Annotated in this window: 14 protein-coding genes and 1 tRNA gene; 5 read left to right on the top strand and 10 right to left on the bottom strand. The window is 34.3% G+C overall.

All coding sequences use genetic code 11. From position 1 onward, the window contains the following. Positions 1–63 precede the first annotated feature (63 nt). From M900_RS00745 to M900_RS00725, 5 genes are all read right to left on the bottom strand, one after another. Entirely contained in the window at positions 64–1,752 is a 1,689-nt protein-coding gene (locus M900_RS00745; protein WP_198295919.1) for an ABC transporter ATP-binding protein, read from the bottom strand. 40 nt (positions 1,753–1,792) lie between these two features. Beyond that, complete coding sequence (locus tag M900_RS00740) at positions 1,793–3,448, bottom strand: ABC transporter ATP-binding protein (RefSeq protein ID WP_034730654.1); 1,656 nt, start codon at positions 3,446–3,448, stop codon at positions 1,793–1,795. A 39-nt stretch (positions 3,449–3,487) separates the two neighbouring features. Then, entirely contained in the window at positions 3,488–3,880 is a 393-nt protein-coding gene (locus M900_RS00735) for an arsenate reductase family protein (RefSeq protein WP_021272921.1), read from the bottom strand. Position 3,881: 1 nt separating this feature from the next. Then, complete coding sequence (locus M900_RS16780) at positions 3,882–6,938, bottom strand: ATP-binding protein (RefSeq protein WP_021272924.1); 3,057 nt, start codon at positions 6,936–6,938, stop codon at positions 3,882–3,884. 123 nt (positions 6,939–7,061) lie between these two features. Beyond that, positions 7,062–7,136: transfer RNA gene (locus tag M900_RS00725), tRNA-Val, on the bottom strand. 124 nt (positions 7,137–7,260) lie between these two features. On the opposite strand from M900_RS00725, the gene M900_RS00720 reads away from it, so the two are divergent. After that, complete coding sequence (locus tag M900_RS00720) at positions 7,261–8,316, top strand: branched-chain amino acid aminotransferase (protein WP_021272926.1); 1,056 nt, start codon at positions 7,261–7,263, stop codon at positions 8,314–8,316. Positions 8,317–8,388: 72 nt separating this feature from the next. Beyond that, entirely contained in the window at positions 8,389–9,843 is a 1,455-nt protein-coding gene (locus M900_RS00715; RefSeq protein ID WP_021272934.1) for a twitch domain-containing radical SAM protein, read from the top strand. Here the strand turns inward: M900_RS00715 and M900_RS00710 are convergent. The 3 genes from M900_RS00710 to M900_RS00700 are packed head-to-tail and all read right to left on the bottom strand — an operon-like array spanning position 9,840 to position 11,797. Then, the gene (locus M900_RS00710) at positions 9,840–10,199 is read right to left on the bottom strand and encodes a hypothetical protein (RefSeq protein ID WP_157680503.1); all 360 of its coding nucleotides are present in this window, start codon (positions 10,197–10,199) and stop codon (positions 9,840–9,842) included. The genes M900_RS00715 and M900_RS00710 overlap by 4 nt on opposite strands. Next, positions 10,192–10,977 (bottom strand): ABC transporter ATP-binding protein, encoded by a 786-nt coding sequence (locus M900_RS00705; protein ID WP_021272935.1) that lies wholly within the window; start codon positions 10,975–10,977, stop codon positions 10,192–10,194. Before M900_RS00705 ends, M900_RS00710 begins: the two co-directional genes overlap by 8 nt. Then, the gene (locus tag M900_RS00700) at positions 10,955–11,797 is read right to left on the bottom strand and encodes an ABC transporter permease (RefSeq protein ID WP_034730650.1); all 843 of its coding nucleotides are present in this window, start codon (positions 11,795–11,797) and stop codon (positions 10,955–10,957) included. Before M900_RS00700 ends, M900_RS00705 begins: the two co-directional genes overlap by 23 nt. Between M900_RS00700 and M900_RS00695 the strand changes: the two genes are divergently transcribed. From M900_RS00695 to M900_RS00685, 3 genes are all read left to right on the top strand, one after another. Next, on the top strand, positions 11,796–13,064 hold the full coding sequence (locus tag M900_RS00695; RefSeq protein WP_034730648.1) for a glycosyltransferase family 4 protein: 1,269 nt from the start codon (positions 11,796–11,798) through the stop codon (positions 13,062–13,064). The two genes, M900_RS00700 and M900_RS00695, sit on opposite strands and share 2 nt — an antisense overlap. Further along, the gene (locus tag M900_RS00690; RefSeq protein WP_021272937.1) at positions 13,054–14,058 is read left to right on the top strand and encodes a hypothetical protein; all 1,005 of its coding nucleotides are present in this window, start codon (positions 13,054–13,056) and stop codon (positions 14,056–14,058) included. The genes M900_RS00695 and M900_RS00690 overlap by 11 nt, the downstream gene beginning before the upstream one ends. Before the next feature lie 74 nt (positions 14,059–14,132). Then, entirely contained in the window at positions 14,133–15,260 is a 1,128-nt protein-coding gene (locus M900_RS00685; RefSeq protein WP_198295917.1) for a hypothetical protein, read from the top strand. Here M900_RS00685 and M900_RS00680 read toward each other — a convergent pair. Further along, positions 15,234–16,049 carry a hypothetical protein gene (locus tag M900_RS00680; RefSeq protein WP_157680501.1) on the bottom strand — a complete coding sequence of 272 codons (816 nt, stop codon included), beginning with the start codon at positions 16,047–16,049 and terminating at the stop codon, positions 15,234–15,236. The two genes, M900_RS00685 and M900_RS00680, sit on opposite strands and share 27 nt — an antisense overlap. A 49-nt stretch (positions 16,050–16,098) precedes the next feature. Then, a partial coding sequence (locus M900_RS00675) for a hypothetical protein (RefSeq protein ID WP_021272944.1) occupies positions 16,099–17,450 on the bottom strand: 1,352 nt, incomplete at its 5' end.

Raw genomic sequence — 17,450 nt, 5'->3', positions numbered from 1 at the left:
TGATAAAAATATATTAATTCTAGAGATATATTAAAGTATTTTCACAAATTTTAGAAGTATAACTTAGCCAAGCTTTTCGATAAAACTCTTATAGGTATCCGAGCTTTTCGCTAGGTCTTGATGCACTCCCTTTGCAACCATGCTCCCATTCTCCATCACGATAATAGTATTAGCGTTGATAATTGTTTCGAGACGATGCGCAACAATAAATGTAAGGGCATTCTTTTGCGCTAGAAGCACCATTTGCCTTAGTGCAAACTCTAAGTTTGAATCTAATGAAGAAGAGATTTCATCAAAGAGGACAATCGGCTTTTTCAAGTAGCAGGCCCTAATAGCAGAGATTAACTGCTTCTGCCCTAGAGATAAAGTGTTCTGATCCAGCTTTGTATCTTTTGAAATTCCCCAAGATTTAAGATAGCTAATATTTTCACGGACAAAGTCCCAAAACTCGTCAAAATCAGAAGTATTATCCTTGCCCATTGTAATGTTAAAAAGGAGGCTTTCTGAAAAGATATGTGAGTCTTGAGAAACAATACCAATTAACTGACGGTATTGAATAAATTTTTGAGCATCATGAAAGTCAAATTCAAAAGATTCCTTATCCTCAGAAGATATGGAAATCTTTCCTTGATCAGGAATAATATTTGCGCACAGAATATTAAGTAGTGTCGACTTTCCAGATCCTGACAATCCCACAATTCCAATCAATTCTCCCCTGCGTCCGGAAAACTGAATATCTTGCAGATGAAAATGTGCATCCATATTTGGACGCGTTGGATAAGTAAATTTATCAATTGAAACGTTAATCTCATCAACATTGAAATTAAACTCTGCCGTTTCAAGTTCTGTCGATCTTTCAAGTTCAAGATCTCCGATAAACTCATTTATTCTAATAACACCACTTGCGGCTCTCTGAATATTTGCGACTTTAGAAGAAACATCTTTAATTGGTCCAATAGAGCGCTGAATAAGATCAACAAATGCAAAGATTAGACCGACTTGAGTCATCTGTGCATTAGGAATGATAAAAACCGCAAATGCCAGAAAGATTGGGAATAACGATTCTGCTAATGAATAGTATCCTGCATCCCAAACATTTGAGAGAAGGATTTTATTAAGAAACTCTTCAAATACACCAAGAGATCTTTTTGAAGCATAGTGACCATTTTTAATATAGTAGTTATCTTTGAGACCTCCGATAACATCAGCAATTGTCTTGTACAGATCCCCTCTGGCCTTCCTAACACTCATAAAAACTTCGGCCATATACTTTGATCCCCAAATAAGGAGAACACAAGCGAGTACTTGAACTAGAGCTAACCCAATCCCTCCGATTCTATTGAGTGAAATAAAACTTATTAGAGATGCGAATACAAAGAAGAGGTCAATGATGATTCCAAAAGTTCCTGATGTCACAAGTTCACGTAGCGCTTCTGTATCAGTCATTATTCTTGCTAGTACTTCCCCTTGTGGGTAACGATCTGTTCGATTTTCCCTCGATGTTTGAAGCTCATATGAAAGAAGCCATTTTTCATAGCAATAGCTTCTTACAAATTGAACAAGGCCAACAACATAACCATTAATAACGATATTATAAAAACTTCGATTTAAGAAGGTTACAGTAAAGATAACTGCAAGAACTTTTAATGTATAAAGAAAGAGCTCTTTATCTCCATAATGAACAGAAAGATCGCTCATATAAAGCGGAAGAGCCGCACCAAGCGCAGAGGAAATAATTAAACATAAAACCATAAGAAAGAGATATTTTACAGCTCCCTCGAAGATTAAATACTTAAACAAGTTGTTTTTCAAAGTGTGCATATATCTTACTATCCTTAAAAATTTCTTTATTATTTGTTGTTTCAACAACTCCGGATTCTTTTTCAATCAGAATAATGTGCTCACACATGGCAACTGTTGTGTAACGATGCCCCGTTAAAATTAATGTCTTTCCCTCAAGAAGTTTTAGCTCATGAAGCTTGTCATAGATTTCTTTTTCAAGAACAACATCAACAGATGAAAATGGATCATCCCAAATAATATATTCGCTCTCACTAAGTAAGCTTTTGACAAGGGCAACTCTCTTTGCCTGTCCTCCAGAAAGTCTCTTTCCATCTTCTCCAACGACTAAAGAAAATAATGTCTCTCTTGAGCTTGCAAGAAACGAAAGCCCGAAGATAGAGAGAAGCTCATAAGCGAGATCCAACTTCTTCTCATCGAAGTTATTTCCTAGCTCTAGGTTTTCAATGATTGAACCATTGTAAAGATAAGGGTCCTGAGCAACGTATGAAATAAGATGACCGTTTCCTTTTAAAAGTTCTGCGGCCTTTAACAATAACTCTGTTTTTCCTACACCAGTCTCTCCGACAATAATTGTCGAACAACCATTCTTGGTGTTTAGGACAACTTCTTGCTTCCAGTATGGAAGTTTAAATTCAGTATAAGGTCCATCAATTTTTAAGGCACCATCTTTTAAAATTTCTTTTTCCATCTCTGAGACAGATTGAAGGTCGTTTACAAGTTCTTTAACTCTAGCCCATGCACCACTAGATCGCGTAAAAACAACACCAATCCAAGACAAGAACATCATAGGTTCAAGAAATAAGAAAACGAAACCAGAGAAAAGAATTAGAGAAGTTGCTCCAAGATCCTTTTGAAAGATGATATAGGCTCCCCATATAAGCGAAAGCCCTACACCAGTAGGAACGAGTGGAATACTAACCGCTACCCTTTTTCCAGCTTTATAGAAGTTTATCAATTCATCCATTGAGTTCTTTTTAAAAAGATCAATAAAAGATTTTTCTGCGTGAAAATTTTTTATCGTCTTTTTTCCAAGATAACTCTCAATGATAAAATTTTGAACTTCACCTTGAAGATCTTGAGTCTGACGATAAAACTTTCTATTACTCGCAACAATAAAAGAAAAAAGAATGAAAGAGATGAGCACAGGTGTTAATGCAATAAAGATTGTCTTATCAAAACTCGCAAGTTTAGGAATAAGAACAGAAAGAGCGATAACGATATTAGAAATCTGTAATAAAGCAAAACCAACTAGAGCTCTAACCTCTTCAAGGTCACTTCCAATTACTTGAAAGATTTGTCCTTTAGAGTGATGCTTATAACGATATGGTGAAGCACTCTCTAAGGCTTCAACGAGTTCAAGTCTTAATTGCTTTTGTTGCACTCGAGCCGGATAAAAAAACAGAAGTCTTGATGAAGTCCTAAAAATAATAATACCGATGGCCAAAAGGAATAATTGTCCGACAGAAAAGTCTTTTCCAACTGATATAAAATCAGCTAACTGCTTGGCTAAAAATGGCAGCTCACTCTGAATATAATGAGTTAGGAAAAGGCATATAAAGGCACCTAAATAATAGGGCCAAAATTCAAAAAATTGTCTAATTAAAAGAGATGTTAGCTTCTGATTAAGCCTAGAGATTGTTGTCATTTGCAAATACTACAAAAGCTTCCAATACTAGTCTAGTAATTAATCCTGAACGAGATTAAAGAGAACTTTCGCTATTCTCTCAGGTCTTCCTCCGGCCCATACGATCTCGCCCTCTTCATTAAGAATGATTGGTCTTTCGATGGCCTGGTAGTTATCTATTATCCACTGATATTGTTTAGGTGATGGGAGTTTATCAAAGATTTTCTTATTTTTTTTTACAAATGTGCTTCTATAATTAAGTGGGAACTCCTCTTCCATAAAATCTGCCCACTGCATTAATTGCTCAGGCGTAGGACGATGATCTCTAAAGTCTTTAAACTCAAAATTAACTTCTGCTTCCTCTAAAATATCAATTAATTTCATGATCAATGGATCATTTTTAACACCATAAATAATATGTAGTTCTTCACCATCGTAATCAAAGTCTGCCACTTCATTCACCTTTCTCAGAGAGTGTTTTTAACTTCATGAGACTATCATATAAAGGCTTAATTTGTAATGGCTTAGATAAGAAATCATCCATCCCTACTTCCATACAATGATCAATATCTTCTTTCATTGAACTAGCGGAGAGAGCAATAATATAAGGTCTATCCTTTCCATATAAACGGATTATTTCTTCTGTTGCCTTGAAGCCATCCATTACGGGCATATGACAATCCATCAGAATCACATCAAATTTTTCTTTATTTAAAAGTAGTAGTGCTTCCTTCCCATGGTGTGCAAACTCTGTTTGATACCCTATTTTCTTTAGCATTCCTCCAGCAACTTTTTGATTAATAATATTGTCATCTACGACAAGTATTTTAAGAGGAAGTAAATCGGCCATTCTTGTTAAATTCGTATCAATCACCGGAAGTGTTACCTCTTCTTCTCCCATTGTGTAAGGAAAAATTAATGAGAAGATACTTCCCTCTCCAACGATACTCTCAACAGTGATTTCTCCACCAATCAAGGTCGCAAGCTTTCGACATATTGAAAGCCCAAGTCCAGTTCCTCCAAATCTTCGTGTTGTTGATGTATCAACCTGTGAGAAATCTTTGAACAGTTTTTCTATATCTAACTCTGAAATTCCAATTCCACTATCTTTAACGGAGATCTTTATACGACCTTGATACTCCTCAACAGTTAAACTAATCTTTCCACGCTCAGTAAACTTCACGGCATTACTGATAAAATTATTTACAATTTGTCTGATACGAAGTGAATCTGAAATAATCCATCTTGGAACTGATTCTGCAATCTTATGCTCAATTGAAACACCTTTCTTTGAAGTAATTGATGTATAAAGCTGTGATTGCTCATTAATTAACTTATGAAAATCGAAATTAATATTTTCTATATCCAATTTTCCGGCATCGATTTTAGACAGATCCAAAATATCATTAATGATACTCATCAAGGTTCGACTTGAGCTTTCAATAATTTCAAGCTTCTCTAATCCATCTGTGTCTGTAATTGATTCTCTTAGAAGTGATGTCATCCCCATAATTCCATTAAGAGGTGTTCTAATTTCATGGCTCATATTTGCAAGAAATGCGGCTTTTGCTTTTTCAGCATTTTTTGACTCATTAATTGCAATTTGCAAATCCTCTTCATGAAAATGAGCAGCGATTAAAGCCGCAATAATATCAGCACATGTATTTAAATAGCGAAACTCACTTTGATTTTCACTGTGGCCAGACTCAAGGTAACATATCAAAGTACCAAGATATAAAGTCTTAGAACGAATTGGAAGATAGTACTTTGAAAAAGCACCATTCTCGTTTTCTTCAAAAAAGATCGCATGGTCGATCTCAAAACTTTGAAACGAGGAAGTTTTTAAAATTGACTCATTCAAATTGCGTAAAACAAAGTTACCAACCTCTCTATCTGCTTTCAAATAAATGCCAACTTTATCAATCTCTTTTAGCCATCTGACCTTTGTAATAGAAGCTAAACAGGATTGTAGTTTCTCGAGTAGTCCGATATCATTACGATTAGAAAGACTAAGTATTTCGTTGAAAATGAGATTCTCATTCAATCGCAATAAACTAATAGACCTACTTTTAGTAGTCATTTGAAAAAGATATGTCAGAACACCTAAAAAGATTGAAAGTATGATACCCGAGACAATAATAATCTCAGGTGTTTTATTGTCCATAATATTAAGGTAGTCGCTACTTGGATAGATATCAACCTCTATCACTTCTTTTCTAACCTGTGAAAGACTTAACTCTTTTACACTTTTAATTTTTGATTGATGTGGAGAGCTCTTATAGATTGAATCTCCTGTTTTATTAAAAACCTCAAACGTAAAATCCTTACGATTTAGGCTATTTGCAATACGTGCAAATAACCTCTCCGTACTTACTACACCAAGAGAAGCACCACGATATACTCCTGAACTATAAAGTGGAAAAAGGAAATAGAAGAATTTCTCTTCTGTCTGAATAGCTGGTTCAAAAATAACAACATTTCTGTCTTTCTTAGCTATTTTTAAATTCTCGAGAAAATTTTCTCGATCGAGAACTTCACCAAGAACTTCACGATACTGCCACACAATATTATCATTTGGATCGAAGAAAATAAAATCAGAATAAAATCCAAAGTCGCTAATATACTCAGTTGTATCCTTTCTCCAAAAGCTTTCATTTAATCGCCTATCATAAATAATTCTTTGTGAAAGCCTCTTGAATGCAAAAATATCCTGCCCCAACTCAAGAGTTATTTTACTAATCATCAGTTCGGCATGACTATCAACAGTTCTTAAAAACTTCCTAGCTTCAGTTTTTTTTAGACCCTGACCAAACAAGGTAAAGCAAAACACACAAGAGAGAGAGACAATTAAAGGTAGCCACTTTTGTTTTGTTGTTTCCTTACTAAAAACAAGATTTAGTACCATAGAAAAAGAAAGGACCGCAAAAGTAAAAGATGTATGAATAGCCATTCTCGTGTACTTTTGCCAACCAAAAGCATATTCATTTCCACTTACATAACCAACTAAAGCTACAGTTGATAAACTTAATACAACCAGGGAGAATATCCACCTGGCGACAATAAGTTTATCTCCACGTAAGAAGGATCCAGACAAGAGTAGAAGCGAGATCCCCATAAAACAAAGGGCTGTATTTGGTGCCATTCTTCCGGGATGTGAGGTTAAAGTTGTAAGGTAATGATTCATAAATAGTTGATCAATACCAAAGCTCATATTCACAATATATTGTAAAAGCGTAACGGAGCTTAATACAAAGAGAAGAATAGCCAAAATTCTTCTCATTTTCTTTAGATCAAAAACGTATGTTGCGAATCCAAGCCCAGACATAAAAAAACCTAGTGCCGTATTAAATTGCATGGGAACAAAATCTGGGTTTAACTGAATAAGAACATTAATCTTAAAGTGCCATCCGATCATCACGATGACACTTATGACTATTGAAAATAGGCCTGATAAAAATATTATTTTATTCTCACCCTCTACAGGAGAATTTCCATCGATAAAATTGTTCATAATCTCTCACTATAAAATGTAGATCTATCATAATCACAAATTGGGTGAAAAACAATTTTTGTTCACGAATTATAAAGTGGAGTAAAACAGTTTAATTTAATAGTTAATAACGAATATAAAAGATGGTGCGACCGACAAGGATTGAACTTGTGACCCCTACGATGTCAACGTAGTGCTCTCCCACTGAGCTACGATCGCGTTATGATTTTAGTATATTAGAGGATAGTAAACATTTCGTCAAAGCAAAATGTATATATAGCAGTGCGACTTAAAAGACCCTGTTCATTTAGGTAGACTACAAAAAATTAGAAAAGGATTTATTGTGAAAATTTATCAAGAGGCAATTGAAGCAATCTCAAAATTTACAATGCCAGATAACGTAGGATTTGGAAAAGTGCTACTGCCGGTTATGGCCAGTTGTGAATATAAAGACGGAAAATGGGGCGAGCTAGAAATTACTCCATATAAAAAATTAGAACTAGATCCAACATGTAAAGTCCTACACTACGGACAAGAAATATTTGAAGGTATGAAGGCGTATAACTTTTCAGGAAATGGTCCAAATTTCTTTAGAGAAGTTGATAACATGGATCGCTTCAACCGCTCAGCCGCTAGAATGGCAATGCCAGGAGTGCCAAAAGAAATTTTTATCAACGCTGTTCATGAAGTTACAAGACTTGGAAAGAACTTTGTTCCAAAAAGATCAGGTGAGTCACTATATATTCGTCCCTTTATGTTCGCGACAGAATGTAATCTAGGGATAAAACCTGCTGAAGAGTTCCTTTTTATGGTTATCGCCTCTCCTGTTGGAAGCTACTTTCAGGGCGGAAGCCTCAAGGTTCTTATTGAGAGAGAAATGATTCGTGCTTGCCCAGGAGGAATGGGAGCGGCGAAAACAGGTGGGAATTACGCAGGTAGTTTATTATCGGCTAAAAAAGTTAAAGAGCTTGGCTTTGATCAGACCCTTTGGTTGTCAGCGACAGACAAAGATAGTGTAGAAGAAATGAGTGGTATGAACTTCTTTGCAGTCATTAACGGAGAGCTACACACTCCAAAGATTACAGATACAATTCTTGATGGGATTACAAGAAAATCCCTAATCACACTTGCAAAAGATATGGGGATTACTGTTGTAGAGGAAACCCTTAGTATAGCGACACTTATTGAGGCCATTAAAAAGGGAGAATGTAGTGAAGCATTTGCTTGTGGAACAGCTGCAATTCTTCAACCAATCTCTTCTCTTCATGAAGTTAGTGGTCAAGCCTACCAGATCAAGGATGAGTACGGGCCAATTTCTAAGAGGTTGAGGGAGACCTTACTTGGAATTCAAGAGAGAACAATCGAAGATAAATTTAACTGGGTAACAGTTCTAAAATAATTACTAGAATGTGCTGACCTATTTTAAAGTCAGCGCACTTCCCTTTTCTCCAGTTTGGTATATACTCTTAGAATGAGTGATGAAAAAAATGACCTTTATCTTTCAACCAGAGAGAAGCTAAATAATATTAGTAAGTCCTTTTGTACAGCAAAATGGAATCAAGTTACACTACATCTGCAAAACGGAAGAACTCATAGTTGTCACCACCCTCCGACACATCATATCCCATCGGTTGAAATTGAACACAATGCAACCGCACTTCACAACACTAAGGAAAAAAAACTTTATCGAAAAATGATGCTAGAGGGTAAACGTCCTTCAGAATGTAATTACTGTTGGGATATTGAAGATCTTCCAGGAAATCAAATATCTGATCGTTATATAAAATCAAGCGATCCTTTGATTAATAATGATGACGATATTGAAAGAATCGCGAAACGACAATGGGATGAGGATGTAATTCCTCCATATATGGAGGTTTCATTTTCTAATAAGTGTAATCTAAAGTGTACATACTGTTCGCCAGTCCACTCGACTAAGTGGGTACAAGAGATCAAACAAGAAGGTCCGTATAAAATATTTAACAACAGAGAGGTTAATTCCTTAGAGTATTTAAAATCATCTAACCAAATGCCATTTGAGCCATCTGCAGAAAATGAAGAAAATCCTTATGTGAGGGCTTTTTGGCAATGGTGGCCCAATCTCAAGCAAGGATTAAAGATTTTTCGTATCACAGGAGGCGAACCTCTTTTAGACAAAAATACTTTTAGAATATTAGATGAACTGATTGCCTCTCCAATCAAAGAACTAGAAATTTCCATTAATACAAACGCCTGTGCTTCGGACGATTTGATTGATAAATTTATTAACAAGTTACAAATCATTAACGACAAAAATTTTGTAAAGAAAATTTCGATCTTTACTAGCGTTGATGGTTCTGGCGAGGCAGCAGAATATGGTCGAACGGGATTAAATTATGAAATATGGAAGAAAAATCTGGAAAAGATGCTAATACAATTACCAGGCATTCAAGTTTCGATAATGTTCACGGCCAATATTTTCTCTATCACAACTATCGATTCCTTTGTTAGAGAGATGCACGAGCTTAAAATTAAATATAGTAGTGAGTTTCAAGCTCTACCAATAATTATTGATTTTAATATATTGAGATACCCAGGATTCCTAAATATTTCATTACTACCAGTAAGCTTTTATCAAAAGTTAGAAGAGACTCTTGAGTACATAAAGAGTTTTAATATCGATAAAGATAATACCCTTAAGCATGGTTTCTGTAATTTCGAAATGATCAAATTCAAGCGACTGATGGACTTCTTAAAAGATGGTCCGGAGATAACGGCTGACTATAATAAAGATGTTTCAAAAGCAGATTTTTTCTTATTCATAGATCAGCTAGATACACGAAGAGGGACAAACTTCAAAAAAACTTTTCCTGAATTGGTAGAATTCTATAATCATTGTGAGTCTATTAATACAGAGTTATTGATCAAGCACCACTCTTCAAATTAAGAGAAAAGGTAATAGAAAAAAACTTTTAGTTTGATGAAAAATGGAAGTTCTATTCCAACAACTTTACCTAGTAGATTATCTTTTAGAATTGGAAGGTCTCTATTCTTTATATTCTTCGTAGAACAAGTAATAATATAATCATCAATCACTTTAAGAATAAAATGACAAATCAACTTGTTATTTACACCTCTAAAAATGATAATGTCAAAAGGCTTCAAGAATTCATCATCTACTCTTGTGACTTCTACAGCTTGTCCTACTTTAATATACGGGCCCATTGAATCCGATATGATATCGACTTCAAGATTCTTCAATTTAATCTCTTCTTTTAATATTTGAAATTCGTTTTTATCCATTATTCTTTCGATATAATCCTTGATAGAAATTAATTCCATCTTCCACGTTTCCGTCAAATACCTTTGAACATTTATCTAAAACAATAACCCTATTACATGATTTTCTGATATTATCTACAGAGTGGGAAACAAAAAGTACTCCACCAGATTTATCAATCATTCCAAGTACTCTATTCGCGATTTTTTCTTGAAAAAACTCATCTGCTCCATCATATACTTCATCAAGAATCAGTAAATCACTTTCTTTGCATGATACTAAAGATAAACATAGGCGTGCTTGCATTCCTTTACTATAAGACTGAAAGGGAGTATCAATAAACTCACCTAACTCACTAAATTGAATGGCATCATCTACATATTTTGCACGTTCCTGGCTCGTAGAGTCTGGATAGATTAGAAGAGATAATAAACGTGCATTCTCTCGTCCTGTAAGTTCTGGAACTATTCCAACAGAAGTATCAAAAATGGCACGAATATTTTTTGTAACAGAGATTTTTCCTTTATTAGGGTAGTACATTCCACAAATAGCACGACACAGAGTCGTCTTTCCTGCTCCGTTGACCCCCAAAATTCCTACTCTATCACCTTTGCTAACAGTTAGATCGAAATCAATTAATACTTTGTTGATTTTTTTCTTGTTAAATATTTGCGTCATAGGACTTTTTACAATATTAACAAATCGGTCTCTAAGGTTAAATGATAGATATTCATCATACTCGTAGTAAACATCTAAGTCTTGAATATCGACTAACTTATCAGAGGTAGAGATAGAATTCATTTCTTTTGCTTCTCCAAGTATAGTAAGACACAAGTAGTAGGCCACTAATCACAACAACTAATTTTCCAATTGCTAGCCAAAAAATTTGCATGTCAAAATTATACAGGCATATATTTATAGGTTTAATTGCAATATAAAAAATATTCAACTCAATTAAGGATCGATACTCAATCGGCACATACTCAATAGGGTAAAAAACAGGAGTTACAAAGAATATAACACTTGTTAAAAACTGAACGACAAATCTCACATCTTTATAAAAAACCTGTAAAAATGCTGACAAGCTTGAAATAATACCACTTATAACAAAAAGTAGTGGCAGAGCAATAATAAGATGTAAAATTCCAGTAGTATTAAGACCACTCCCCCAGAGCAAAGGAAGAAGTAACAACAGAAAGGTACATGTAAAATTGAAAAAATTATCAAATATTTGAGCAAATAGAAAGACTAATGGATTAACCTTAAAAGATTTGATAATCATTCTTTTTTCTTCAAAAATCGAAGTACACATCTGTAAATTAGTAATTAAGAAGATCCAAGGGATCAGATTACTAGTTAAAAAAAGATGATAATTAGGTATTGATAGTTTCAAGAACTTCTTGAAAGCAAGGCTTTGGGCCCCAAACATGATAATTGGATTCAAAAGAACCCAAATAAAACCCGCTACCGTTTTACGATATCTAGCCTTCATCATGGAAATTGTAATTTCAAAAGTTTGTTGCAGCAGTGTTATAAATGTATCCTCAGCAGCTAATCTAACTAAAAAAAGGAAAAAGATTCTCATTATATATGTAAATATAATACCATATAATAAAATCATGACCAAAACTATTTTAATATACGACAATCAAAGATCAGAATGGGATAGCGTTCAATCAATAAAAACGAACCTTCTTGCTAGCTATAATTTACTAGAGAATGTTCAGTATGAAGAGTATTCAATTACGATAGATACTACATCTCATGAGCTATACTGTATTTACGAAAGGATTGTTAAATCAAATCCAGACAAAGTCGTTTTTGTAGATGGAGTTCCTCATCCATCTGTGATTATCCCCCTCTTTAAATCTGAAAACTTTAAAGACAAATTCGAAATTATCTTCCATATCTATGGTGACTTTACAATAAAATTGTCGGAATGGGCCAATATTGAGAGTGTTCTCAAGGACTTCAATTGTAAATTTCTTTGCGCCTCCCCAAAGCAAGTTGATTTAATCAAAAAATTTATCATCGATAGTGATGAAAACGTAGAATTATGTCCTTTTGCCATTGACTCTAACACTTACTTTCACTCTGAAGATCTTAGAAAAAATACGAGACATCAATTGAGTATTCAAGATGACGAAATTGTATTTTGCTATACAGGTCGACTAAGCTATCAAAAAAATATTCATTCTCTAATTAACTATTTTTATCAGGTATATCGTGTTTTTAGACTAAAGTGCAAATTCTACATAATTGGCGAATTTGACGACCTTGGCGCACCCTTTATTGGAAAGCACTTTCCTAACTCTTACTACTTCAACAAAATATTTGATGTATATAAAGATCTACCAGAAATTTTTAGAGAAAAACTGATCTTTACGGGAAAACTATCCTCAGGTGAGCTCAATAAATTCTACAACGCAAGTGACCTATTTGTTTCATTTAGTGTTCACAATGATGAAGATTTTGGAATGTCGCCTCTTGAGGCACTTGCAACAGGAACACCTTGTATCATTACTGACTGGGGTGGATATAGCGCATTTCGTTCAGAGTATTGTAAAACGATAACAACAAAAATAGAGATTGATTCTATCAAAATTGACTTCAGTCTAGCTGCAAAAGAAACTTTAAAAGTTCTACATTCCAAATTTCCAAGAAAAGAAGTATCTGACTACTATCAAAGTAAGATGACGCAAAAAAGTACAACAGAATATTTAAAAAATATGAAGACCCCTACGAGGTTTAAAGGTTTTTCTGAAATAATGCACACTACAAACAGTTCATTTAAAGCAAACCCTGGCTCACCTCTCAGTGATTCCAAAATATGTATGAACGCTTATAGTGATCTCTACAAAAGGTTATACTCAAGTTATGAAAGCTAATAAGTTAGAAGACTATTTATCAAATACTCATGAAGTTTTTATAAACCATAACTTCTCGCCTTCATCACCACAGAATAGAATTTATTCACCGTACTGTCGTTTCGTTTCGACATATCATAATATTACAAATGAGTACGTAAATCCACTGAACAATATAAGTCTTTGTTCAATTCCTGAAATTGAACATATTGAGAATCAACAATACTATATGTCTCGAGATGGGCTTATTCCACTACTTGATTTTTTTCTACAATTTCCTTCGCCACTTAGAACGACACCGCAAATAGCTGTAAACGAACAGTATATTGACTATATTCCTAAAGATTGGAATGAATATATCATTCCCTATAAATTTGCTTATTGTCCTATCTGGAAAAATCCGTTTAATGAAATCGAAAACAGAGACAACCTTCTAATTACCTTATACCCATGTGATCATATTATTTCACTGGAAAATATAAAAAAAATACTTGAAGATATTTCACCTCAACAATATAAAAAAGTTTATATCTACGTGCAGTACGGCCACTCATTTTTTAAGCATCATGATGAGGTACTGAGACATACATACAAAGTCATCAATGACATGAATCGACACTTTAAGTGTGAGACGGAAATCATTACCGACACACACCTGTTTGGAAAGGTTGATTTAAAAACATGTAACTTTTTAGAACTAAACCATAACGGTATACTATGGTACGACAATTTTTTAATCCAAAGAATTTTATCTAAAGGAGCACGCCCCCACTTTACTACGGAATGCCAAATAGATGACAAGTCCTTTCTACACCGTCAATCATTAAATCACGGAGTGGTTTTAACAGAAAAAAAATCATGTGGCTCAAAGCACGGAAAAGTAAAAGAGATTTTACAAGATTTAAATATGAAAGATAGCTCTCGATTGTTAGATCAAAAAGAATTATGTTCATTTCTTTTTGGATATCTCGAGAATCAAATTTCCCCCAAAAAGATATATTTAGAGATAATATAGTCAATATGAAAAGTACAAACAACAGAGACAAGAAATATAAGGTTTCTCATAAGAATATACTATGCTCTCATATTTTGAACTTGATACTCGCTTTTTTATTTTATTCGTTTGTAATCAGTGAATTACCATTAAGTAAAATAGCAAATATTAAACCAATAAATCTATATCTTTGTATTTTGATTACGTTTTCAATTATATCAAATACATTTTCTGCAATAATCTTTAAAAGACCATTTATCTATCTGAGCTCATTTAGAAAAATACCAGAAAGAGAACAAACAAAACTCTCGCATACTACACTTTTATCAATTTTAACTTCGGCACTACCATTTCTAGATTTAATTTACTTCGTGAAAAAAAGACATTTCTCAGAGCTAAACTTCACATTTCCTTCGTATGCTACAAATAAATCAAAAACAATAGCTTTAAATCAAGTTTTAATAATGACTACCCTCTTTTTAATAGGCTCAACTATTCAATACTTCTCGATTAAAAAAAACACCATTGAAGAAAGCGCTCAAAAATCTATAGAAAAATCACAGACGTCCATTTTTTCACACAAGAACTCAGCTGAAGAAATACTCGCATTTGGCGGAGATATAAATAAGAACTTTTACTACGTTCTACTTGATAAGAAAAACAAGGTAATTACAGAAGTAACAAGAGAGGAAAAAGGAATTACAGATTATGAAACCTTAATCTCATTTAATTTCGCAGCTCTGATTTTAGATTTTTTAAAAGCTTTAACTCCTATAGACTTACTTAGATTTAACAAAGACGAGATTCAATCAATTAACAAAACAGAACCAATACGACTTACAAAGTTTGACAGTATGTACCTCTATAACAATCAAATAGAATGCAATCTGATTACACAGATAAATAAAAAAATAACTCTATATAATTTCTCAAGCTGTGAATTAATCAACAACAATGGGCTCTCAATCAATTCAAATTCAGAGACAGTACAGAAAACAGAGCTAGAATCTGCAATCGAAAACCAAAAACAAGAGCAGCCAATAAACCTTAATTTTATTTACTCATTAATGAATTTAAAAAAAGAGATCGATCTCGAAAATGAACAAAACAAGATAATTTTTTCTAAACTAACACAATTCTACATCGATAGAATGAAAGATATATACGGAGAAACAAATAATACTATTATTGCTAAATTAAATAGGATAAAACAAAGACTCTAAATCAGACAATTCATTTATTTTATTATAGACAGTACTAAGGTCTAAATCTTCCAATCGAAGCCCGTCCAAAACCAATTTCAAATTTTTCAAATGCTCTCGATATGAAAGTTGTCCATCCACAAGGTAGATCTGGCTTAGCAAACCCATTACTTCCCACTCAACTTGCTTCAAAACCAACATTTTCTTAGATTCTGATAAATTTACCAACTGACTTCGCTTCTCATCGAAACAATGGTTTTTAAAACAATGCTCAAGCCACTCCCCCAAACTTATAAATACCTCAGGACTTGAGTTACTTTTTTCCAAGTTAAATTCTTCACCGCAAGATTCAAACAACTTAAGTTCAACCCTACGCTTAAACTCGTCACGAGAATAAACGTCTTCGAAGCGACATAATGAACTATAATACTGCCACTTTACTGAACGATTGTATTTGACTCCCCTGCCTCTATTTGCCTGTAAAAGCTTCAACATAAATACAAGTAACGCCTCTTCAGAGTTATCTACTTCACATTGAAATGTCCAAAGAAATGGATCACGAAGAGATTCAGCGCCGTTAAAAATTGAAATAAAGCCCTCTAACTTAGGCTCCAGGTAAAGATTAAACTCGCAAAAAAAAGGGATAGACTTGATTATTTTTTGCAAATACCTACGAATAGAAACAATCTCTTTGGTGTCAGTAAGTGTAATCGTTACATCAATATCACTGAAAGGAAATTGACAATAGCCACGATAGACACTTCCACGAAGTCCGACATAGGATACGGTGGAAAAATTAAGCTTTGTCACAAACTTGAAAATATAAAATATCAGACGGTAAATTAGTCTGCTTAAATAATTAATTACAACCAACTTTACTTAACCTTGCAGTACAAGAAACTGACGACGTAACAGATGTACAATTCAAATTACATGTAGATCTTCTACAACGTGTACTACTCTTTCCATCCGTTGTCCAATTAGGACTTAAAGCACAGTAGTCACTTGCTACATCTAAGTCATACGGATAAGTTGCGCTACTATCAATATGAGCATTGAGTGACTTAGGACATGATCCAGTATTTTGAGAGATCGTTCCCGCAAGTAATGGACCGTTACCCGTGCTTGCCCATCCATAACTAGTCCAATTCCATCCAGACCATGTACCTGTCTGATATGTACAAGAAGGTTGAGAGGCACTACTTGTCCATGATAAAGCAGAAGCCGTACAAGACGTATTACAATTAGCTGAAGTACCACATGTTCTCGAAGCATATTCAGCATATCCGTTATATTGAGACCATCCAACTGGACATGATGCTGTCCCAGCAGAACTAAACTGACAAACGTTTCCTACAACTGTACCACCACTAGAAGTACATTCAGTAGATGTACGTGCTCCATATATAACAGTTTCGGAGAAAGATAACATCTTTGTATTACCTGCATTATCAGTTAATAACACATCATACGTTTTCGCACCTGGTGTAGAAACATTAAAATCATGGTACGAAGTAGAGCTACATGATGACCATGACCCACTATTAATTCGACACTGACGTGAAGCTAATCCAGAAGAAACACCGTTACTAACAGGGTCAGATCCAGAGTAGTTAAGTCTTCTCGTAGTTGAACTCTGCTTAACAGAAGAGCTTATACTTAAAGACGGTGCTGTAAAATCACTCGTAAACGACCATGAGATAACTGAAGAATAGAGACCTGAAGCATCCTTGGCTCGCATAGAGAATGTATGCGCCCCTTCAGTAATTCCACTCCAAGAGTATGAACTAGAGCTTCCACAACTGATCCAAGCGCCAGAATCTTTTTTACATTCATAAGAGCTTATAGAAGAAGTCGTATCCGCACATGAATAAGTAAAACTTTCTGAAGTTAATTTTGAATAAGTACCTGGCCCTGTACCGACAGAACATGAAGGAGGCACAGAATCCGTAACCCATGATCTACTTACGATAGTAGAAGTATAAAAAGCATCAGTTGCACGAATTTGTAAAGAGTGTGCTCCTTGACTTAAAGTAGGTCCCATCGTATTTGAAGTACTTGAATCACAAGCTCCCCAAACTCCACCATCTTCTTTACATTGAATAGTAATATTATTAGCATCAGAGCATGAGAAATTAATTGTTTCACTTGCATTTGTTCTGTTTCCAGAAATTGCTGTTGAAATAGTACAAACTGGCGCCGCTGTATCTG

The organism is Bacteriovorax sp. Seq25_V, from assembly GCF_000447795.1.
Taxonomy (GTDB): Bacteria; Bdellovibrionota; Bacteriovoracia; order Bacteriovoracales; family Bacteriovoracaceae; genus Halobacteriovorax_A.
Note: the sequence above shows the minus strand (reverse complement) of the source record. Positions and strands in the feature narration are given on the sequence as shown.